Origin of the sequence: Chryseobacterium cucumeris, assembly GCF_001593385.1 — a bacterium.
GTDB classification, from domain to species: Bacteria; Bacteroidota; Bacteroidia; order Flavobacteriales; family Weeksellaceae; genus Chryseobacterium; species Chryseobacterium cucumeris.
In genome coordinates this window covers 1-20,785 of sequence record NZ_LUVZ01000003.1, presented here as the reverse complement: position 1 = coordinate 20,785, position 20,785 = coordinate 1, and the positions used below count along the sequence as shown (strand labels likewise).

The window sequence follows — 20,785 nt, the reverse complement described above, 5'->3', positions numbered from 1 at the left end:
AATCCTTTTAATTTAAATTACCAATAGGCCTCATCTGATGAGAGGCCTGTAGTTCTATGTATATCAAAATAAAGCATAATTCAAAATCAATACAAACAAAATTAAGCTTACACACAATCCTTAAATCCAATTATTCCCATGGAAAAATCACACAATCACACGCAGGGCTGTACTCATTGCTCTTGCCACAATCCTGTTTTGGATGTTCTTAAAGAAGAACTTTTCAGTGCAGAAAATATGACCAAAATAAATCCGGGTGCCGGAAAAGCCACCCACGAAAAACCACAAACTCTGATGGTATGCGGAGGAATTATCCGTCCTATGATTGGAGGATCAACAGCTACCGTTGAATCTGTTGGGATCGCTGATGGAAAAGTAGTGGTGACCGGTACAAAAGATCAGGTAGAAGAGTATATGAAACAGCATTATCAAGGGTTTCAAAGAAAAGAACTAGCCGGTACTCAAACTTTGCTTCCGGGGCTGATAGAACCCCATGTTCATATGGTTCCAACAGCAATGATGCAGGGCTGGCTGGATCTGAGCCCTTTTGAAGGACAGAATTTAAAGGCTGTTTATGACCTGACCTCTGTAGGGACCATTATCAACAATCATGTTCCTAAAATTCCGGGGGCTGTTATTTTAGGGAGAGGTCTAGACCCTTCATTAATGCCTTTTAAGGAAAAAGATGGTAAAAAAGAGTTAATAACCATCGATAATATACTACTTGACAGTATTAATCATAGGACACCGATGATGTTGTTAAGTGCTTCTATGCATACACTTTATCTGAATACCAAGGCGCTGGAATATGTATTTAAACATAATTCCGATATCAGTACCGAGTATAAAACCGTTGAAAATTATATTGCTGAGACCAAAGGTCAGCTGCAGGAAGGCTTACAAATGACTCCTGCATTGAAGACGGTAAAGCTGCAGATCATTGCGATGAGCATAGAGATTAACAGATATCTTACCAATCTTTTCAATACAGCCAATTCAAGAGGGGTTACTTTTATGTATGATGCCGGATTGAATAAAGGTTCAGAAGTACTGTTAACCAAATACTTCGAGACTCACCCGGAACGCGTAAGAACAGGAGGAGCTTATCTATGTTCCAGCCAGGAAGATGTTGATAAACTGGAACCTTATAAAGAGCCGGAGCATTATAAACCTGTATATTACGGGCATATTAAAGTGGTTTCAGATGGTTCCAACCAGGGATTGACAGGTTATCAGAGCACTCCTTATCTGTGTAATCCTGCGAACAACACAGGGGTATTTAATTTTCCGCAGACAGGTATTCCGGCCCATACGATTCCTCCGAACTATAATACATTAATCAACAGCGTGGTCGCTGTAAAAGGCTGGCCGCTGATGGTTCATGCTAATGGAGATCAGGCAGTAACATTTGCCATTAATGCTTATCAGCGTAGTTTGGCTCAATATAGAGGTCCGGAGCTTCGTAACCGTATTGAGCACTGTTCACTGCTGACATCAGAGCAAATTACCAATATGCTTCAAATGGGAGTATCTCCAAGTTTCCTGATCGGGCACGTAGGCTACTGGGGCTATGCTTTTAAAGAAGTAATATTCGGGGAAAAAGCACAAATGCTTGATCTTTGTGGTTCAACGCTTGCCGCCGGTATGAGAATTACCCTTCACAGCGACAATGAGGTGAGTCCATTAGGTCCTCTGAGAATGATGGAACAATCCATTACCAGAATCATGGAAAAAAATCCAAACGATATTGAGGTCTTAAACAGCGCGGAACGTATTACCCCGGAGCAGGCCTTAATTGCCGTTACTTATGATGCTGCCTGGCAGTGTTATGCAGATAAATGGGTAGGATCGTTAAATGAAGGATACTTTGCTGATTTCGTTATTTTGGAACAGGATCCTCTTTCATTGAATACACCTTCATTACAGTATATGAAAATGAGAGACATTCCGGTATTGGAAACCTGGGTAGGCGGTATACCTGTGTATGTGAATCATAAGACTGAAAAAACACTAACAGAGAAAGATGTTGTTTTTTCAGATAAATCATAAAAGGTTCTGAAAAGAGCTTAAATAGTTGCTAATTAAATACCTATCAGAGCAGATTATTTCTGCTCTGATTTTTTGTTTTTAATTAAGAGGTTTTCTGCCGGTAAAAATATTGATCAGAACAACAATAATGGCAACAACCAAGAGTGTGTGGATTAAACTTCCTGTGTCCATACCGGGAATGATTCCGAGCATTCCCAGTAGCCAGACAGCGATGCAGATGACTGCAACAAGCCATAATAGATTTCTCATAATATTATTTTTTGTGGTTAGTGTTGTGGTGTTGTAGCGGCTTCATTTTATTGATGCCTTAAACCTTTATGGTGATATCGTGTGCTTTTATGATCAGTTTTATAATTTGAATAAATGGTATCAGTGGTAGTACTGTAATTTTTATTGAAAGACTGATCATCCTCTAACTTGGGCACGGGATAATGAAACTCCTTGCCGTTCTTATAAAGCTTATTATCGTAAGTCCGGTAAATCTGGTTTTCTTTATAAGTGTTTCCGTCAGGGGCAAGATATACTTTGCTTTTCTTGCCTTTCTTTCGCAGGCCCATATAAAGCAAAGAACTTCCTGCTGCAAGAGCCAATGTAATTTTTACTATATTGTTCATACGATTGTGATTTGATTTTAATAATTACAATTTTTTTGCCATAAGATAGAAATGTGGTACTTTTTAGGCATATAAATGTTTGATGAAAAGAAAAAGCCTGGCAGAGCCAGACTTTATTTGTTTCAGAGCGTTTGTTCTGTATGTTTTCCTTCCCTGATCTCTTCTACCATTTTGGCATTAAAGGCAGGAAGATCTTTTGGTGTTCTGCTTGTCACGAGTCCGGCATCTACTACCACCTCGCTGTCTTCCCAGTGTGCACCGGCATTTTTTAGATCCTGGCTGATGGAGTTAACGGAAGTCAGATTCCTTCCTTCTACCACACCCGCGTTGATCAGTACCTGCGGTCCGTGGCAAATGGCTGCTACAGGTTTATGCTGGGCAAAAAAATCTTTTACAAAGGTGAGTGCTTTTTCATTGGTTCTCAGCTGATCGGGATTAATAACGCCTCCCGGTAATACCAGCGCATCATAATCTGAAGCCGCTGCATTGTCGAGCGTTTGATCTACCGGATATTCCTTACCCCAGTCTTTTTCTGCCCATGCCTTAATACTTCCGGATTCAGGACTTACGATATGGGCGGTCCATCCCTGTTGTTCAAGATATTCTTTTGGTGAGCTTAATTCACTTTCTTCAAAGCCATGTGTGGCCAGTATTGCGATTTTCTTTGACATAGTACTGTTTTTTGTGTTAAGTATCGGAAGGTCTGTGACCTCCGATTACAACGTTCGATTGTTGTGTGATGATTAAATAAAAACTTACCTCGTGAGAAAGAGGATATCTACTTTTTTAAATCTTCAAGAACTTCAAATTTATCATGAGAAGTCTTAAGCTGATGAAGCTGATCCAGTACCACTCTCGAACTTTCCGGGCAAAGATCACCGCTGTCTAAAGCATCCTGATAAGCATCAATAGCCGCATTTTCACCATATACAACATTTCCTAACGTAGAGCCGGCTGTATCTGTGGCAAAAGAATTTTTGACATCAATCCATGCTCTGTGGATGGCTCCTGCAGTAGATCCTGATTGATCCGGTGTCCCTCCTCTTTCTGTAATCAGATTGCTCAATTCGTTTTTCATCTTGTGAGACTGGGCCACCATCGTATCATAATCTGCTTTCAGCAGTGGATATTCATCCCAAACTTTGTCTTCCACTTTTGAAAATCCCTGAATTCTGTCGTTGGTAATGTTCAGTAAATCATTTAATACTGAAACTGTTTTCTCGTTGTTCATATTTTTATATTTTAAATTGGTACTATGAACTTTGCAAGCGCCGTGCCTCAAACACCATATCTGCAAAGATGTGGTATTTAAAAAAAACTTAAAATTTTGAAAACAAATCTTAATTAAAAATACCTGAAGAACTGCAAAACACCACAATCAAAAGTGGCACAGAGGTATAGAGAATTTGTGCTACAAAGTTATGCTTCTCTGACAAGACATTTATCGGCCAGTATTTTTGCAAGCGATGTTTTGATTGATCAGCAAACAGAATTGATAAAGGTTTCAGCTTCTTTAGATAGAGTAGAAGGGGTGCTTAATAAAAATATAATGTGGCATCCGTGAGTACAATGCCATAATTTTTTCTATATTTATAATAAGTAAGTATATGTTTACTAATGGTTAGAAAAATGGCTTGTGTTTGTATTGTACACTCTAGAACATGCCTGTAAATAATATAAAAAAAGACAATGCCAATAAACCTAATACCTCCGGACGGAGGCCTGTTATATAAGGAAACAGATATGACTCAGTTTTTCCCTGAGCCCTTCAATGCAATAACAGCCCTATTATTTTTAGCCATCGCTATTTTCTGGACCTTTAAAATGAAAGGTAATTTTAAAAAACACCCTTTTTTAACCTACTGCCTGGTATTATTATATATTGGTGCCATAGGGGGAACGGTTTACCATTCTTTCAGGCAATGGCCGGTATTTATCATGATGGATTGGCTGCCTATTATGCTGCTCTGTCTGTCTGCCGGATTTTATTTTATAGCGCAGAGTACCCGATGGTACTATGCTGTTGTTCTGGTTCTGGTATATACAGCACTTATGGTGGGTTTGAGAAACTGGATTTTGGCAGATAACCCTTCTCTTTTTATCAACGTGAATTATGCCATCATGGCTTCATTGGTAGTTTTCTCGGTAATAAGGTATTTGATCTATACCCAATGGAAGGCTGGCAAATGGGTAGGCTTTGCGGTATTGTCATTTGTGTTTGCACTGACCTTCCGTATTGCTGATAAGTGGGAATGGTTCAGTTTCGGGACCCACTTTTTGTGGCATACTTTCGGGGCGGTGGCGACGTTTTGTATGTTTAATTATATTTATCTTACCCGCGATATCATCAGGAAGGCGTAAGTTTTTAGATCTTTCATCAGATCATGACTGGAATTCTTTTTTTTATGCAAAGGTTCATTGATCATTTTGTTGTATTGTAAGTGAGCTAAGTGCTTCGGCTTCGGTGCTCATGAAGTGGTGTGCTTATCTATGCATTTCGGGGAATCAGCAAAGTTCATTCTACATTGAACTCTATTAAAAATCATCAGTTTCAAAAGTAAAAATCTCCGTCAAATATCATCAGGATATCATCTTTTTACTCACTAAATTCCTTAAAATTAGGGATTTCCTATCCTTATTTTTATTTGTAAGTTAGTACCGCAAAAATAGTACGGGATAAAAATATACAGAACAATTCTGATGAAGAAGGATTCGTATTGTTTTATCGTTCACTGTTTTAAAAAAATTATACACCCAAAAACTAAATTTATTACAATGAAGAAGACACTGATTATTCTATCAATAGGCGCTTTGCTTGCTGCATGCAACAAAAAGACTGAAGAGAAAACAGAGGCCGCTAAGGATACTGTCGCCATAGGAAATACTACAGCCACAGAAAAATCTCCGGGAGAAACTACTCAGTTTGACATCAACTCTGTGCCGGTTTCCACCGCTGAGGTAGGAGATTTTCCCTTTTTCAGTTTTCCCAAAGGACTGGACTTTCAAAATAAACCCGTACAAAGAAGCTTTGACAGGCTGTATTTTCCACTTAACGGAGTAATGACGCCCATAGAAGGAAAAGTATGGAAAACATATGTAGTCAATGGGAAAGGTAATACGGAAGAATGGTCATTGCCCTATTTTTTGAAAAGTTATGATGATGCTATTACAAAAGTTGGCGGTGTGAAAATATTTGATGGTAAAGTTTCTCAGCCAGAGCTTGACAGAATAAAAGAAGATGCCAAATACTTTGGAGAGGAAGGTTCTATAGATTATTGGAATGAACCCGTAAAAGTATATGTCATCAGAAGAACAAATGGCGATGATATTTATATTCAGCTTTATGGAAATACCTCTACCGGAGCCATACAAATTTTACAGAAAGCGCCGGTTGAGCAAGGCACAAAACTGTAGAGTGAAGATGGTGAAAATATAAGATAAATACTGGAACAATAGAGACTTGAAGCTTGTTTTGCTTAAAAATCCCAAACGAAAAGCTGGGATTTTTTTGTTTTGATTTATGCTATGGAAATGTTCCTGATTTTAAGCTGATGAAATAAGTTTTTTTTCTTTGAACTTGCTCCGAAGTCGGGAGACTTCGGAGAGCGGGGAGCAGATAGTAAGTTTATCCAATATCTTGCAAATGAACTCTATATTTTAATCCATTTTGCCAGACTATTGTAGGCTTATTATTTTTGTATCTTTCTTTTATTACTTTAGAAATATGTTCATTCGCAATCATATCACTATCGTAAAAATTTGGAAGCTTGAAATTGTACTTATAATTAAGATGTAATTCTTCAACTAAACCCTTTGCAAAATCAAAATTTTCTAAATCATAAAAAATTTCATATTCGTCTAAACCAATATTTTTTCTTGATAGAAAAGAAAAATATGATAAAATACATTCAAGGATTGTTTTATGTGAGAATTTATAATCGCCATTTGAATTTCTGTTTAAAAGCGTTCTGCTACGAATTTCTAATTCATTTAAATTGATATTATTTTTTAACGCAATTGCTTGTGATTCCTCAAAACTAATAAAATACCCATTTTCTTTATAGTTATTATAAATAGATATTGCCAACTCATATGTAAATAGATACAAATTACTTTTAAAAATATATCTTTCTGATTCAAAGTATTTATTAGATTCTCTATTAATCCACGCTTCAATTAATGTTTCATATACTTCAAATTTTAAGAAGTCATTTCTATTTAATTTTACCAAATCGTCAATATAGGATAATAACATAGGGCGGAAGAAAATATCTTTTGTACTCAAAATAATTTTTTTTGCTTTTTCTTTCTTTTCGATTTCCCAGAAAGGGAATGTATTATTTAGATATTTATTAACATCGGCTTGATTAAATGGTGAAAGATAAACCTTTTTAATGATATGAAAACCATTACCTTCTGTATTGTATTTTTTTATTTTTAATTCGAATGGTTCATCTTTTTCATTAATAAAAAAATTAGTTCGACAAGTGATTATTACCTGTTTAAAATGAGAGATTGAATTTATTAATTTGTCCAAAAATAAAGAGTAGTTATTTGTCTGTTCGTGAAAAAAAAGATTTGATTCGTCAAGTGCATCCAATAGCAATATAGTTTGTTCTGGCTCTGGAATTTCAGAAATTATTTTTTTTAACTCATCAAAACTTTCTCCTAAAGGTAAAAGCTTCATTTTTTCATTTGAAAAAATAAGATTTCTAATGTTTTTATTATAAAGTCTAAATAGGTTTAGAAGGAAAGTAGTTTTTCCCATACCTGCATCTCCTAAAATTAAATAGTATTTCTGTTCAGGATCTTTAATTCTAAAAACATTCTTTAAAAAAAAATTCAGTAAGTCCTCACGGACTGCAAATGCAAAGTTGTTATTGTACTCAATTTCGTTTGATGGATCAATATTTTGGCATTTTGAACGGATATATTTTTTTTTAGCAGACTGTAGAACTGTATTTGTATAGTAAGGCTTAAGACTAAGATTGTTTTTTCTTTTTAAAAATAAATTGTAAAAATATTTAGTAATAAAAGTGATTGCAGTGCAAATGGCTCCAAAATTTATAATTTCAGATAATATTTTAGATATTTTAGGTGTAAAAAAGTGATTGAAAAAAGTTTCAATTAATTCATTCATTGTTAAAGTTTTATATGGTAAATGCTGATGTTTAATGATAATGATAAATCCCAACTCGTCATAATCTACTATTGCAATTCGATTATATTTTTCTTAAACTTCTGGCATTTATTTTAAGAGTTGAACTTAGTTAAATCTTAATCTAAATTTTCAAATATATAATTCAATAAATTAAGTTTCTTACGGGTTCCCGCAGTAGACAAAAATAGGGGCCATCTCCAAATTTTGAATCAGTATTTTCACGGATTTTTTAAAGATTTTAAAAATTTAATCACAAGAAAATCCCAACTTTTGTCGAGACTTTCAATTCTATTTTTTCAACATGATCCATTATTTTCTTCTCGGGGCACTTCTGGTATGTGGCCTTACATAAGTTCCATCTTTTCTTGTGTAGCCTTTTACATGCACTGTTCCTCCGCCGCTTGTACTAGGAGTGTAATTGTAGGAAGGAGTGGATGTATTGTAATGGCTAGTCGATGTATAAGTACTATAAGAAGTATAACTTGGATTATAAGCCAAGCCGTAATAATTTCCCCATTTTATTTTTTTGTAATTCTTTTTGTTTGCTTTATTTGATATATAGACTTGAGTGTCTTTGGGTATTGTGGTTATAAGATTTTCATTACTGCTGGTTGCATATACATTGGTATCTTCAGTTAGTAATACCGTATAGTAATTTGTACAAGAGGTCATTGATAATAGAATTATCAAAAAGAAAGCGATTTTTTTCATGGATTTATTATTTAGTAATTAAAATTTTTTGCTGTTTTATAGATGCAAACTTATCCTATTATTTCTGTTAAATATTACGGTTTTCCATAAAACAAAAAATCCCAACTTTCGTCAGGATTTTCTCTTATTTTGGTTTTTAAATTCTTTTTGTAGCTGGTCGATTTCACTTTCAATCTTCTTTAATTCTTTTTCATTGAGTTTTGTGAATAAATGTAACAGATCAATTTCAAGAAAATTACAGAATGTGACAAGACTTTCAATGGTTGGGTTTGTTTCAGATCTTTCAATCCTACCAACATGGTTACTTGAGATATTGAGCTCATTTCCAAGTTGAAACTGTGAAAGTCCCTTTTTAAGCCTATATAATTGAATAAGCTTTCCAATTTGAAATTTTAATTCTTCTATTTGCCATTTATACATTTAGTAAAGGTTGAGTTTTCTAAAATTTTTCATCAACACATATATGTGTTTTATTGTTTTTTTTCTTACATTTATAAAAAATACAAACAATGAAAAAAAGCAGAACAAACTTTGATCCCCGGTTTCGGGCAGAAAAGAAGAACTCCGGCTTGCAGCTGATAGAAACTTTCTTTCAGTTCAATGAGCTGGATGTTTCCAAAGAAAGGCTCAGCAACATTATGAATTATGCGGTAAAGAGAAACAGCTGGATCCATGAAGATCCGGCGGTGATCTTCCAGTTTCATCAGTCGATGAGGTCATTGATCCGGGCAGGATATCTCATGATGCTGAAGGACAGAAAATGGATAGTCGATACACAATCGGAAAAGATTTCCCCTTGGGTTCTTGGCCTTCTTTCGGAGAAAGAATACCGGAATCCTCTGCTGGTTTTCAAAAAAGCCTTCAGTGCCTACACCCTCAAAGAATTTGATTATTTTATGTCCGGAATCGTCTATTTTTCAATGGGTGTTTATGAAAATCTACCGGAAAGAAATATCGTGATGCCCTATATTCATACGGTGAAAATGCTGGATGCTGCACACCTTATTCTTCAGAGAAGAAGAGAAAAGAAGATAGCTGAAACCCGTTAAAAATAAAAATGCCCCTTTTTCAGGGGCATTATATTATTGAGCTTTTACTTGCTCTATCTTTATGTAAATTTTAGAAAGGTTGGGTTGGGCACTCCCTGAGGTGGGGGCTCCTGCCATAATGGTTGCGGTATAAGCAGTTTTTGAAGAAGCGTTGCTGTCTATCCAGGTATATCTTCTATGCTCAGGTCCGCCACTGGAACCATCTATAATCCCTACGTTCCCCCAGTAAGCGCTTCCTACTGCTCCGGTGCCTTGAGGAAACCAGGTAGCTGTTGCATCTCCCATACCGCCCCATACTCCTGAAGTAATATTGTTGGTAGTTTGAGCTGCTCCAATATAACCGCCATATTCGGTATTGTAATTCCAATATAGATTTACGGTAGAACCTGTATTGTTAAATAATTGTACATTAGGAATGGCAGCGGTTGTACCACTGGTGGTGTCAAATATTACTCTGATGGAATACTTACCATCCGGGGTAGCAAGAGGGAAGGTATAAGCTTGTTTCCCGTTGGAATCAGTTGTCAGAGTAGGATATCCCATTGCTGCAACAGGTGCAATGTCTGCACGGCTGCTATTTCCCACTGTAGCGGTACAGTTTTGCGCTGCTGTTAGGAAAGAAACCGTACTGTTGGTCATCGGAATAGTCATGTCATTAGCAGTGGTGGGAGTTCCGCTTACTGAGAATACCAGTTCGCCATCACCAAACTCTAAAGTTCCCGGTCTTAGCTGGAAAGTCAATCCGTTGATGGTAAAAGGAGTTCCTGAATTATAAGCTCCGCCGTTTCCTCCGCTATAAGTAACTCTCAGGTTTCCGGTGTAAGGAGTACCGGGAGTATAAGTAGAAGGACTTAAGTAAGCTGTGGTACACTGTAATGTAGAAATTGCCGGAGCTACGGCATTGGTTGCCTGTGTCAGTCTTTGCCATACTGTTCCGTCAAAATAATAATAACCCATAGCAGTAACATTGATACGTTGCCCTGTGGCATCTCCGCCGGTGACGTCCGTAATATAAATTAATGCGCCGGTCTGATTGGTGCCATAGGTAGCGGTATTGGCTGTAAGCTCAGCTCTGGTAAGCCTTGGGGCCTGTAATCCGAATGTTTGTGTGTTATTCGTAATCACTCCTGAAGTGTCCCTTGTGGCAGATACATCCAATGTTGTTTTAGGTGAAGCTGTGTTGATCCCTACTTGGGCAAAAGAAATACCTGAAATAAGAATAGCAGTGAGATGTGTAAATTTTGTTTTCATATGAGGGTGTATTTTGTGTGAACCAAATATAATTCTTTTTTTTGTGAAAAATGAAAAAAAGAAGTTTGTGATTGATAAAAATTAACTAATTGGTAATATTGAGTATCATTATGATATGTTTTTTAAGATAAAAATTTAATTTTTTTATCGGCTAATTTTCATTTTTTATGAGCAATAAAAGGCACAAGAGCTTTTTAAACACTTTAGTTATGTAAGCTAATCTACCTTGTGTATAAGAAGTCCACTAAAGTTTTGTAGAAAATCGAAGATATTCATCTTATGTGAACTTCATTATGTAGTGTTTCCTTAGACTTTGTGAAGTGTACTAAAGTGTTTAAACAATAAAATTTTTCTGCCTTTGCGGTTAATTTTAAAAAAAATTCTGTAAAATTCACAGCCTGATTCTTTTAATGTTGAAAGAAAGAGGATTTACTTATATTTGCCGCAAAGCAAATTTAAATGTTCAAAAAAGTAAGCACTATATTTATCCTTGGCTTTTATACGGTATTTTGTTCGGCCCAGCAGGTCCGGCCTTCCCAATCATCTGAAATTTACCGTGAAATCAAAACGCTGAAACATCTTCCTAAAGTTTTATACCTTGCAGCTCATCCCGATGATGAGAATACGGGATTGCTCTCCTGGTTAATCAACGACCAAAATGTAGAAACGGGCTATCTGTCTTTAACCAGAGGTGATGGCGGGCAGAATTTATTAGGCACAGAACAAGGTGCTGCATTGGGTTTAATCAGAACGCATGAGCTTTTGGAAGCAAGAAAGTTAGATGGTGCCCAACAGTTTTTTACCCGTGCGATTGATTTCGGGTTTTCTAAAAATACGACCGACACTTTTAAACAATGGAATGCAGACAGTATTACAGCAGATGTAGTCTGGGTAATCCGTAAATTCCGTCCGGATATTATCATTTGTCGTTTTCCTCCTACTGCTGCGGCAGGGCACGGACAACATGCAGCTTCGGCTGTGGTAGCGGAAAAAGCCTTTAAGCTGGCAGGTGATAAAACGGCTTTCCCGGATCAACTGAAATATGTCAATGCATGGCAGCCAAAACGCGTATTGTGGAATACTTTCCGCTTTGGTGGAGTGAATACCACTGCTGAAAACCAACTGAAAGTGACCGTTGGGCAATATGACGCTCAACTGGGAATGGGTTACGGAGAATTGGCCGGATTAAGCAGAAGTTTGCATAAAAGCCAGGGAGCAGGAACACAGTCTGTAGCCGGGATCAGAATAGAATATTTTGCCCACGTTGCCGGTGAGCCTGCAGAAGCAACTCTTTTTGACGGAGTTACTAAAACCTGGACTTCACAAGGAAACGCTGATATTGATCAGTCATTAGATCAGATTATTTCTGCTTTCAATTTCAATCATCCAGACCTCAGCTTACCTGCTTTGCTTGCTTTGCGAAAAAAGGTCATGGCAATCAAAGATGGAGATTTTAAAAAGGATAAAATTAAATCTCTTGACCATATTATTTTAAGCTGTGCCGGATTTATGGGTGAGGTTGTTACCAATCAGGCTGAAGCGGTTGCCGGAGATCATTACACTTTCAGGTTAAATCTGATTTCAAGAGCTGCAGATCCTGTTATTTTAGAGGATGTACAATGGCTAAGTCAATCAGAAAATTTTAACCGAAAACTATCAAAAGATTCTTTAATTACCATTCAGCACGACATTCAGATTCCTGCTGATGCAGCACTCACAGAACCTTACTGGTTGGCAAAACCTCCCGTGAATGCAGCCACTTTCTCCGTTCCCAATGATACTTTAATCGGTTTACCGGAGGCAGAATCACCGCTGAATGTTTTACTTGGTTTAAAAATCGGTTCAGAAAAGTTTCAGGTTAAGCTTCCTTTATCTTTCAAGAAATTAGATCCGGTGCGTGGTGATGTGGTCGAAGCTTTGCGCATTGTTCCAGCATTGGAACTGAAATTTACACAATCACTTTATTGGGTCAAAGAAAATGAAGATTTACATTTGAGTTTACATTTTAAGATGAATTCCAACAAACCATTCAATAAAGGTGTTTTGAACCTCATGTATAACGGAGAAAGATTAGGAAGTGCTGAAGTAAATTCTGTAAAAGAGAAAGATTTTACTTTCGATTACGTTATTCCAAAAGCTAAGCTTGCTTCCCTAAGCTCAAACCGTTTGCAACTGGACGCCAATTATGTTGCAGATGGGGCTATCTATAATAAAAAACAAATATTAATTCAGTATCCGCATTTGCCTTCCCTGCAATATTTTGCGCCTGCCACTGTGTTAGTAATGAAAGGCGATATTCAGGCGAAAGTAAAAAAAGTAGGTTACATACAAGGTGCGGGTGATTTTATTCCCGAGTTTCTGCGCATTGCAGGTGTTCAGGTAGATATCCTGAAAGACGAAGATTTTTATGGAAACATAGATGAATCCGGCGGAAACGGCAATCAAAACAAACTATCACAATATGATGCCATTGTATTGGGTGTTCGTGCCAATAACACCGAGAAAAAGCTGGGCCGCTGGATGCCGTTTTTATGGTCCTATGCCAAAGCCGGAGGTAATCTGGTGATGCAGTATAATACCAACCAGGATACAACCGTTGACAAATTGGGAATGTACAATTTCACTATTGCCAATAAGCGTGTTACTGAAGAAAATGCTGCGGTTAGGTTTTTAAATCCCAATCATAAATTACTGAACTTTCCGAATAAAATAACTGCGGATGATTTTAAAGGCTGGGTACAGGAACGTGGTGCCTATTTCCCTGCTCAATGGGATGCCGCATATGAACCGCTTTTTGAAATGCATGATACGGATGAAGAGCCTCTTCAGGGATCAACTTTATATGCCAGATACGGAAAGGGTAATTTTATTTATACACCGTTAGCATTTTTCAGACAGTTACCTGCGGGAAATGTAGGAGCTGCACGTTTATTTTTAAACTTTTTATCTGCACAGAAAAACTGATGAACAAACAACTTAAAAACTGGAATATCTGGTACATACTATTAGCCGTTGCATTAGTAGTACAGATCATATTTTATTATGGGTTTACTAAATTCTGGGCATGAGTAATATAGATTGGACGGTTCTTATTGTTACACTGGTTGCAGTGGTGGTTTACGGCGTATTCATCGGTCGTGGCCAAAAAAGCAACGAATCCTACCTGAAAGCAGATAATAAAATGCCCTGGTATATTGTGCTCATCGGTATTATGGCCACCCAGGCAAGTGCCATTACATTTCTTTCAGCACCGGGTCAGGCTTATACAGACGGAATGCGCTTTGTGCAGTATTATTTCGGTTTGCCTTTGGCGATGATTGTGATCTGTATTACTTTCATCCCGATTTTTCAACGCTTAAATGTTTATACTGCCTATGAATATTTAGAAAACCGTTTTGATAAAAAAACAAGGGTGCTCACTTCACTGCTTTTTCTTTTTTCCAGAGGGTTATCAACCGGAATCAGTATTTACGCTCCGAGTATTATCTTATCAAGCGTTTTAAACTGGAATATTTATGTAACCAATGTTTTAACAGGTGGCATTCTGTTGATCTACACTTATATTGGAGGTGCAAAAGCGATCGCTCACACCCAGAAATTACAGTTTCTTATTATTCTCGGAACTATGGCTTTTGCAGGGTATCTCCTTATTCAGAATATGCCGGATGGAATCGGTTTTAATGATGCGCTGTATCTGGCGGGGAAATCCGGGAAGCTTAATGTCATCACCACGGAATTTGACTGGAAAGATAAATACAATATCTGGAGTGGAATAATTGGTGGTTTTTTTCTGGCGCTTTCTTATTTCGGGACAGACCAGAGCCAGGTCGGTAGGTATATCACTGCAAAAGATAATACTAATGCAAAAATGGGCTTGCTGCTGAACGGATTGGTTAAAATTCCGATGCAGTTTGCTATTCTCCTGATCGGTGCTTTGCTTTTCGCTTTCTTTTCTCTGAAACCGGCTCCGATTTATTTTAATGAACGTTCCTATCAACATTTAAAGGAAGCAAATCCTGAACAGGCTGCGGCTTTTGAAAAAGAACATCAGGATTTACAGTTAAAATTTAATGCAGAATCGAAGGAAATTCTCAAGTTAAAAGAAACGCATTCTCCACAACTTCAAAAAACAATTCAGGATTTTAAAAATACACAGACAGAAGTCAAAGCATTACACAGCAGGGTAGAGGAAGCTATCAATCATTCCAACTATACTACGGAGAAAACAGATACGAATTACATTTTCCTGTATTTCGTAAAAAATACATTGCCTGTAGGGATGATCGGTTTACTGTTTGCCGTCATTTTTCTGGCCAGCTGGGGTTCCATTTCGGCCGCGCTTAATTCCCTTGCTGCCTGCTCATTAAAAGATGTTCATTTACTATTTAAAAAAGAACTTCCTGATGAGAAAACCGAATTGAAGTACAGCCGCCTGCACACTTTAGCATGGGGTATTTTCTCAATCGGTGTAGCCATGTTTGCCACGCAAATGGGTTCTCTCATTGAAGCGGTTAATGTATTAGGTTCTCTTTTCTACGGTCCGATCCTGGGAATTTTTCTGGTGGCATTTTACTATAAAAAAATTGACGGACCGAATGTATTTATTGCTGCAATTTTATCAGAAATTACGGTCATTGCCATTTATCAGTTTGATATTGTTTCCTTCCTTTGGCTTAATGTAATAGGGGCAGCAGCGGTGATTATATTTTCAGCAATCGGATTGCTGTTTTATAAGCAGAAAACAGTAAATTCGTAAGCAAATAATAATAAAAACAAACAAATAAAATATTATGAAAACAATGATTAAATCAGCTACTGTACTTTTTGCAGCAGTGACGCTTTCCGTAAACGCTTTTGCACAGGAAACTAAAAAACCTGCCAGCCCTCCGGCTACTGCTACAGGAAAAATTAAAGATGCAAACATTACAATTGCCTATAGCAGTCCTTCAGTAAAAGGACGTACAATCTGGGGTGGTTTGGAAGCTTATGATAAAGTTTGGCGTGCAGGTGCTAATGAAGCCACTACTTTCGAAACGGATAAAGATATTACCGTTCAGGGTAAAAAACTGCCTGCAGGTAAATACAGCTTTTTCTTAATCCCTAAACAAAGCGGAACCTGGACTGCGATTTTTAACAAGGAGCCAAAACAATGGGGTGCTTATAAATACGAACAATCTAAAGATGCTTTACGTGTTGATGTAAAAACAAAGGCTTTGCCGGCAACACAGGAAACTTTAGTTTATAAAATAAACAATAATGGATTTACAATGGATTGGGATAAAATCTCAGTGCCTGTAGAGATCAAATAAATGTAAGTATAAGAAATGAAAATCCCGGATTAACCGGGATTTTTTGTTTATCATTTTGATATTGTATCCAAGATTACTGTCATTACATCGAAAAAAGTGTAATTTATTTTTGAGTAGTCAAAAGTTGATTGATTTTCAAAATCATTTCCTTCGCATTCTGATTGGTCGGATCAAGTTCCAATGATTTCTGATAGTCGCTTTTTGACAATGTATATTCTTTTTTGTTAAAATAAGCTTCACCACGACTGTCATATACATTTCCTGACGTTGGAAATTCATTGACATTTAAGTTAAAAATCTTAAGTGCTGCCTCTGATTGGTTGTCTCTTAGCAATTCATAGCCAAGCTCGTTGAGTTCGTTTTCATTGGAGAAGTTGTAGCCATTGGGATTATTCTTTTTCAGTTCCTGGTACAATGCAATTCCTTTGTCAATATTTTTTAAACATTCCTTTCTGATAGTTAAGGCAATGGATTCTTTTTGAGGCTCAATGGGATAATTTTTCCATTGGTTCAAACTGGCAATACTTAAAAGAATTTCATCGATGAGTTTGAAATTATTGCCGTTAGTCATTACAACCAGACCGTTTCCGTCTTCAACACTTCCAATATAGTAACACGCAAAACCTTCATTCCCACCACTGTGTCCGAAATATTTTGTGCCTTTGAAATCATTCAGAAACACGCCGTAATTATTTTCAATTCTCTTTACAGACATTTCCTTTGATAAAACTTTATTCGATTTGCCTGCAAATGACAATTGGGTTTCGATGATATATTTTGCCAGATCATTGGGGTTGGTCCATAAACCGGCTGCTGCTTTTTCAGGATAAATATGATATTTACCTTTTACTTCCTTTCCGTTAACATAAGCCGTTGCCAGTAATTTTTCTTTATCTGAAGAAGGCGGTTGATTATAAGAACTTTCATTCATCCCTAAAGGGGTCAAAACATTTTTCAACATATAATCTTCATACTTTTCTCCTGTAGTATTTTCAAGGATTAATTGTGAAATGGTTGTTCCCCCTCCTGAATATTGAAATTTCAGGTTGGGCTCAAACACAGACCGCACCGCAGGAGAATTGGCAGGTTTTTGTCCATCGAGAATTTGTAGGAGAGTAGGTAATTCTTTCCCTCTTTGATAGCCTCCGAAACCATGAACAGATAAACCTGCTTTATGGCTCAACAGATTAGCAAGGGAAATTTTTTTGCCTTTTGAAACCGAGTCGTATGGAAATTTCCAGGTTTTTAAATACTTATTGATGTCATTGTCCAAGTTTAATTTTCCTTGTTCAACCAATTTTAAAAGACCGAGACTGTTGATAGACTTGCTAATAGATGCGGCCTGAAACAGCGTTTGCTGAGTTGCTTTTCTGTTTTCAGCAACATCTGCATAGCCATACGCTTTTATCCATTCTATCTTATAATCTTTTATGACCGCAATGCTTACTGCATTCATGTTGTAGAAAGCCATTCTTTCTTTTAGCGTCCACTTTTTTGTTTTCGATGTATCCCAGCTCAGCAGATTATCTTCGAATGATTTTATTTTATCCTTCACACTTTGGGCGAAAACATTCAACGATAAAGAAAGCAGTAGGATGAGGTGTATTTTTTTCATTTAGAAATATTGAATTGGTTATGTATGTAATAAGACAATTCAAAAGAAGATGTTGTTACATTTTGTACTTGTTTTACTTTTCCGTTTGCCTCTCCATTTTTTCTGTCATTTCTTCGTTCCCCCAAGACCTATTGCTTTTTTATAATAATCTAATGCTACATCATATTGCTGATTGGTATAATACACTTCTCCCAGACTATTCAATAGACTATTTTATCTTGTATAAAAAAAGGGGAATCATTTTCGATTCCCCTTTTATATTTTATATTAAGCCTCAATAAATTCCAAAAGATCTTTATTAATGGTTTCGTGCTCCGTAGTAGGCATTCCGTGAGGGAAACCCGGGTACGTAATCAGTTTTCCGTTTTTCAACAGTTTTGCAGATTTAATGGCAGAGTTTTCGATGGGAACAATTTGATCATCTTCTCCGTGAAGAACCAAAACAGGAATATCTACAGCTTTTAAATCTTCAGTAAAGTCAGTCTCGGAAAATGCTTTGATTCCGTCATAATGTGCCACGATTCCGCCCATCATTCCTTGTCTCCACCAGTTTCTCTGTACCCCGTCTTTTACATTAGCTCCTTCTCTGTTGTATCCGTAGAAAGGGAAAGTCAAATCAAAATAAAACTGGTTTCTGTTATTCAAAGTCTGTTCTCTGATTCCATCAAAAACTTCCATCGGAACACCGTCAGGGTTGTTTTCACTTTTTACCATTACTGGTGGAACGGCGCTGATTAAAACTGCTTTTTTGGCTCTTCCGTTAGAATATTTATGAACGTAACGGATCACTTCACCCCCTCCTGTAGAGTGACCAATGTGAACGACATCTTTCAGATCAAGGAATTCAACCAATTCTGCAGCGTCAGAAGCATATTGCTCGATGGTGTGATTGTAAATATTCTGGCTGGAACGACCGTGGCCTCTTCTGTCGTGTGAAATTACTCTGTAGCCTCTCTGAAGGAAGAAAATTACCTGTGCATCCCAATCGTCTGATGATAATGGCCATCCGTGGTGAAACATTAATACTGGCCCTTCTCCCTGGTCTTTATAAAAAATCTCTGTTCCGTCTTTTAATTGTAATGTGCTCATTGTTTTTAATTTTTAATGTTGGGTTAATTTATTTGATAAGTATTTGTTTTCTTATTTCTTTAGCAAATGTATGGTGGATAAAGCAGATAGAAATTAATCTAGTTTAATTTCGTACATTTTGATAAAGTTTTTTTATTCTGATAGTTATTTTTATCTTCCACTTGCCCCACTTATCATGCTGCTTTCAAAATCTGTATCTACTTTCTCTTCAAAACTAACACAGCCACCTAATTTTTTTAGGATTGTAAAAAACATGAAATTCTAGAAAGGATGATCGAAAACAATGGAGGTTGAAAAGGGAAAATACAACATGATGAAAGAGTTTGTCTGGGTTATGTCAAAGAAAATGAAGCAGATATTATTTTGCTTGGTTCAGGATTGTAAAAAAGTTTGAAAATGAGATTTAAAAAAAATGTAAAAATATAAACCGAAAATATGAAGATAATTGATCATTACGGCTGTGGCACAGGGCTCCCGGAGATTGAAATTTACACACTTTTGCCTAATTTGCAGCTGTAAAATAAATTTATGTTTCAAAATATTATCAAAAACATCTCACGATTTGTTACTTTAACAGAAGAAGAGGAAAACATTTATGAAGGTTTGCTCACACTTCAGAAGTACCCGAAGAAAACACACCTTCTGCGTGAAGGAGAAATTTGTCAGTTTGAAGGTTTTATAAAGCAGGGCTGTACACGAACATATTATCTTGATGAAAACGGTTTTGAAGTGACTCTTCTGTTTGCTGTTGAAGATTGGTGGATTACGGATATTGATTCTTTTAATAATAAAACGCCTTCGAAGATTTTTATAGAAGCCCTGGAAGATACCGAAATTTATATTTTGAATCCGGAAACCAAAGAGGAATTACTGCAGAAGGTTCCGAAGTTTGAAAGAGCATTCCGGCTGATGATGCAGCGGTATGTGGTGACGCTTCAAAATCGCCTTATCAATACAATTTCTCAACCTGCCACTGACCGTTACCTGGAATTTATCAGAGTTTATCCTACCATCCCGCAGCGTGTAGCGCAGTATTATATTGCATCATACCTTGGCGTTTCTAAAGAGTTTGTGAGTACAATTCGAAAACGTTTAGCTAATAAAGAAAAACAGAAACAATAAGCAGAAAATTTTCCTTTCCCGAGGTGAAAACGAAAATTCTAAGAATTTTTAGGGTGGTTTATACAAAATGTGTAAATCACTTTTTTATTGAGAATACAAGAAAAAGTCATTTATTAAACCAGTTCAATTTCTCAGATTTTTATCAGTTCTATATTTGCTTTATTAATTTAAACAATAAAAAAATGTTACAGGAAAACAACAAAATAGCAGAAGGCTTAGGAATGCCTTGGGAAGATATCTACGGATATGCACAGGCGGTAAAAAAAGGAAATACCGTTTGGATTTCCGGTCAGTTGGGTCATGACAAGAAAGGCGAATTGGCAGAAGGAATGGAAGCACAAATGAAACAAACTTATGCAAACATCAAAGAATTATTGTCAAGATATGATATGACGATGGAAAATGTGGTGGAAGAAGTGATCTATGCAATGGATATGACGACGGCGTTTGAGGCGAGAAAAAATTTCAAAACAGAATTTTACGATAACCCTAAAGCTGTTGCCAGTACTATGGTTGGAGTAAGCGGACTTGCATTGCCTGAACAGCTTGTTGAAATTAAAGTTATAGCAACTGTATGATTTTGTAGACTTTAAGAGGAAAAGAAGATGAAAACGGATGCGGATTGATAAAACTGATTTATTGTAATATTGATGAGGTTTTCAGATAAAAAATCAGAGCAGAAATAATCTGTAATAGCCACGACTTTATCTGACAGTTAGGGGTTAAAAATAATTGTCAGTTATCCAATATTGTCCTTACTTCCAAAAGTAAGGATTTTTTGTTCCTCTGCAAGAGTTTCCAATAATTTATCTTTT

20 protein-coding genes are annotated in these 20,785 nt (G+C 36.7%); 9 read left to right on the top strand and 11 right to left on the bottom strand.

What is annotated here, in order from left to right; genetic code table 11:
- Positions 1–138: 138 nt before the first annotated feature.
- The gene (locus A1704_RS07090) at positions 139–2,049 is read left to right on the top strand and encodes an amidohydrolase (RefSeq protein WP_065119569.1); all 1,911 of its coding nucleotides are present in this window, start codon (positions 139–141) and stop codon (positions 2,047–2,049) included.
- Between the two features lie 78 nt (positions 2,050–2,127).
- On the opposite strand, the gene A1704_RS24165 is transcribed toward A1704_RS07090, so the two are convergent.
- From A1704_RS24165 to A1704_RS07075, 4 genes are all read right to left on the bottom strand, one after another.
- Positions 2,128–2,298: a lmo0937 family membrane protein gene (locus tag A1704_RS24165; RefSeq protein ID WP_047433678.1), complete on the bottom strand. Its 171-nt coding sequence runs from the start codon at positions 2,296–2,298 to the stop codon at positions 2,128–2,130.
- A 47-nt stretch (positions 2,299–2,345) separates the two neighbouring features.
- Entirely contained in the window at positions 2,346–2,663 is a 318-nt protein-coding gene (locus A1704_RS07085; RefSeq protein ID WP_062671931.1) for a hypothetical protein, read from the bottom strand.
- Positions 2,664–2,785: 122 nt separating this feature from the next.
- Positions 2,786–3,334, bottom strand: coding sequence for a type 1 glutamine amidotransferase domain-containing protein (locus tag A1704_RS07080; protein WP_062671930.1), 549 nt, complete (start codon positions 3,332–3,334; stop codon positions 2,786–2,788).
- 107 nt (positions 3,335–3,441) lie between these two features.
- Positions 3,442–3,894, bottom strand: a complete 453-nt coding sequence (locus A1704_RS07075) for a PA2169 family four-helix-bundle protein (RefSeq protein ID WP_062671929.1) — start codon at positions 3,892–3,894, stop codon at positions 3,442–3,444.
- A gap of 458 nt (positions 3,895–4,352) precedes the next feature.
- On the opposite strand from A1704_RS07075, the gene A1704_RS07070 reads away from it, so the two are divergent.
- On the top strand, positions 4,353–5,024 hold the full coding sequence (locus A1704_RS07070; RefSeq protein WP_062671928.1) for a hypothetical protein: 672 nt from the start codon (positions 4,353–4,355) through the stop codon (positions 5,022–5,024).
- Between the two features lie 414 nt (positions 5,025–5,438).
- The gene (locus tag A1704_RS07065) at positions 5,439–6,077 is read left to right on the top strand and encodes a hypothetical protein (RefSeq protein ID WP_062671927.1); all 639 of its coding nucleotides are present in this window, start codon (positions 5,439–5,441) and stop codon (positions 6,075–6,077) included.
- Between the two features lie 211 nt (positions 6,078–6,288).
- Here A1704_RS07065 and A1704_RS07060 read toward each other — a convergent pair whose 3' ends face one another.
- From A1704_RS07060 to A1704_RS07050, 3 genes are all read right to left on the bottom strand, one after another.
- Positions 6,289–7,803 (bottom strand): NACHT domain-containing protein, encoded by a 1,515-nt coding sequence (locus A1704_RS07060; protein WP_062671926.1) that lies wholly within the window; start codon positions 7,801–7,803, stop codon positions 6,289–6,291.
- 330 nt (positions 7,804–8,133) lie between these two features.
- Entirely contained in the window at positions 8,134–8,535 is a 402-nt protein-coding gene (locus A1704_RS07055) for a hypothetical protein (protein ID WP_131797482.1), read from the bottom strand.
- Between the two features lie 111 nt (positions 8,536–8,646).
- Positions 8,647–8,955, bottom strand: a complete 309-nt coding sequence (locus tag A1704_RS07050) for a helix-turn-helix domain-containing protein (RefSeq protein WP_062671924.1) — start codon at positions 8,953–8,955, stop codon at positions 8,647–8,649.
- Positions 8,956–9,044: 89 nt separating this feature from the next.
- Here A1704_RS07050 and A1704_RS07045 point away from each other — a divergent pair, with 89 nt between their 5' ends.
- Complete coding sequence (locus tag A1704_RS07045; protein WP_062671923.1) at positions 9,045–9,584, top strand: hypothetical protein; 540 nt, start codon at positions 9,045–9,047, stop codon at positions 9,582–9,584.
- A gap of 33 nt (positions 9,585–9,617) precedes the next feature.
- On the opposite strand, the gene A1704_RS07040 is transcribed toward A1704_RS07045, so the two are convergent.
- Complete coding sequence (locus A1704_RS07040) at positions 9,618–10,835, bottom strand: hypothetical protein (RefSeq protein WP_062671921.1); 1,218 nt, start codon at positions 10,833–10,835, stop codon at positions 9,618–9,620.
- A gap of 459 nt (positions 10,836–11,294) precedes the next feature.
- On the opposite strand from A1704_RS07040, the gene A1704_RS07035 reads away from it, so the two are divergent.
- The 3 genes from A1704_RS07035 to A1704_RS07025 all read left to right on the top strand — a co-directional run bounded on the left by A1704_RS07035 (position 11,295) and on the right by A1704_RS07025 (position 16,144).
- Entirely contained in the window at positions 11,295–13,799 is a 2,505-nt protein-coding gene (locus tag A1704_RS07035) for a PIG-L family deacetylase (RefSeq protein WP_062671920.1), read from the top strand.
- 100 nt (positions 13,800–13,899) lie between these two features.
- Positions 13,900–15,591, top strand: a complete 1,692-nt coding sequence (locus tag A1704_RS07030) for a sodium:solute symporter (RefSeq protein WP_062671918.1) — start codon at positions 13,900–13,902, stop codon at positions 15,589–15,591.
- 34 nt (positions 15,592–15,625) lie between these two features.
- Positions 15,626–16,144: a DUF2911 domain-containing protein gene (locus tag A1704_RS07025; protein ID WP_062671916.1), complete on the top strand. Its 519-nt coding sequence runs from the start codon at positions 15,626–15,628 to the stop codon at positions 16,142–16,144.
- Between the two features lie 103 nt (positions 16,145–16,247).
- Here A1704_RS07025 and A1704_RS07020 read toward each other — a convergent pair whose 3' ends face one another.
- From A1704_RS07020 to A1704_RS07015, 3 genes are all read right to left on the bottom strand, one after another.
- Positions 16,248–17,759 (bottom strand): serine hydrolase domain-containing protein, encoded by a 1,512-nt coding sequence (locus A1704_RS07020; RefSeq protein WP_062671914.1) that lies wholly within the window; start codon positions 17,757–17,759, stop codon positions 16,248–16,250.
- Positions 17,760–17,864: 105 nt separating this feature from the next.
- Positions 17,865–17,963: a tetratricopeptide repeat protein gene (locus A1704_RS24635; protein ID WP_131797481.1), complete on the bottom strand. Its 99-nt coding sequence runs from the start codon at positions 17,961–17,963 to the stop codon at positions 17,865–17,867.
- Positions 17,964–18,026: 63 nt separating this feature from the next.
- On the bottom strand, positions 18,027–18,848 hold the full coding sequence (locus A1704_RS07015) for an alpha/beta fold hydrolase (RefSeq protein WP_062671912.1): 822 nt from the start codon (positions 18,846–18,848) through the stop codon (positions 18,027–18,029).
- Between the two features lie 528 nt (positions 18,849–19,376).
- On the opposite strand from A1704_RS07015, the gene A1704_RS07010 reads away from it, so the two are divergent.
- Positions 19,377–19,970 carry a Crp/Fnr family transcriptional regulator gene (locus A1704_RS07010; RefSeq protein WP_062671909.1) on the top strand — a complete coding sequence of 198 codons (594 nt, stop codon included), beginning with the start codon at positions 19,377–19,379 and terminating at the stop codon, positions 19,968–19,970.
- 182 nt (positions 19,971–20,152) lie between these two features.
- Entirely contained in the window at positions 20,153–20,548 is a 396-nt protein-coding gene (locus tag A1704_RS07005; RefSeq protein ID WP_065119573.1) for a Rid family hydrolase, read from the top strand.
- Positions 20,549–20,785: the final 237 nt, after the last annotated feature.

What these genes read in the sequence shown, in the direction of transcription:
- A1704_RS07090 (WP_065119569.1), top strand. Translation starts at nt 139, where the DNA reads ATGGAAAAATCACACAATCACACGCAGGGCTGTACTCATTGCTCTTGC.
- A1704_RS24165 (WP_047433678.1), bottom strand. Translation starts at nt 2,298, where the DNA reads ATGAGAAATCTATTATGGCTTGTTGCAGTCATCTGCATCGCTGTCTGG.
- A1704_RS07085 (WP_062671931.1), bottom strand. Translation starts at nt 2,663, where the DNA reads ATGAACAATATAGTAAAAATTACATTGGCTCTTGCAGCAGGAAGTTCT.
- A1704_RS07080 (WP_062671930.1), bottom strand. Translation starts at nt 3,334, where the DNA reads ATGTCAAAGAAAATCGCAATACTGGCCACACATGGCTTTGAAGAAAGT.
- A1704_RS07075 (WP_062671929.1), bottom strand. Translation starts at nt 3,894, where the DNA reads ATGAACAACGAGAAAACAGTTTCAGTATTAAATGATTTACTGAACATT.
- A1704_RS07070 (WP_062671928.1), top strand. Translation starts at nt 4,353, where the DNA reads ATGCCAATAAACCTAATACCTCCGGACGGAGGCCTGTTATATAAGGAA.
- A1704_RS07065 (WP_062671927.1), top strand. Translation starts at nt 5,439, where the DNA reads ATGAAGAAGACACTGATTATTCTATCAATAGGCGCTTTGCTTGCTGCA.
- A1704_RS07060 (WP_062671926.1), bottom strand. Translation starts at nt 7,803, where the DNA reads ATGAATGAATTAATTGAAACTTTTTTCAATCACTTTTTTACACCTAAA.
- A1704_RS07055 (WP_131797482.1), bottom strand. Translation starts at nt 8,535, where the DNA reads ATGAAAAAAATCGCTTTCTTTTTGATAATTCTATTATCAATGACCTCT.
- A1704_RS07050 (WP_062671924.1), bottom strand. Translation starts at nt 8,955, where the DNA reads ATGTATAAATGGCAAATAGAAGAATTAAAATTTCAAATTGGAAAGCTT.
- A1704_RS07045 (WP_062671923.1), top strand. Translation starts at nt 9,045, where the DNA reads ATGAAAAAAAGCAGAACAAACTTTGATCCCCGGTTTCGGGCAGAAAAG.
- A1704_RS07040 (WP_062671921.1), bottom strand. Translation starts at nt 10,835, where the DNA reads ATGAAAACAAAATTTACACATCTCACTGCTATTCTTATTTCAGGTATT.
- A1704_RS07035 (WP_062671920.1), top strand. Translation starts at nt 11,295, where the DNA reads ATGTTCAAAAAAGTAAGCACTATATTTATCCTTGGCTTTTATACGGTA.
- A1704_RS07030 (WP_062671918.1), top strand. Translation starts at nt 13,900, where the DNA reads ATGAGTAATATAGATTGGACGGTTCTTATTGTTACACTGGTTGCAGTG.
- A1704_RS07025 (WP_062671916.1), top strand. Translation starts at nt 15,626, where the DNA reads ATGAAAACAATGATTAAATCAGCTACTGTACTTTTTGCAGCAGTGACG.
- A1704_RS07020 (WP_062671914.1), bottom strand. Translation starts at nt 17,759, where the DNA reads ATGAAAAAAATACACCTCATCCTACTGCTTTCTTTATCGTTGAATGTT.
- A1704_RS07015 (WP_062671912.1), bottom strand. Translation starts at nt 18,848, where the DNA reads ATGAGCACATTACAATTAAAAGACGGAACAGAGATTTTTTATAAAGAC.
- A1704_RS07010 (WP_062671909.1), top strand. Translation starts at nt 19,377, where the DNA reads ATGTTTCAAAATATTATCAAAAACATCTCACGATTTGTTACTTTAACA.
- A1704_RS07005 (WP_065119573.1), top strand. Translation starts at nt 20,153, where the DNA reads ATGTTACAGGAAAACAACAAAATAGCAGAAGGCTTAGGAATGCCTTGG.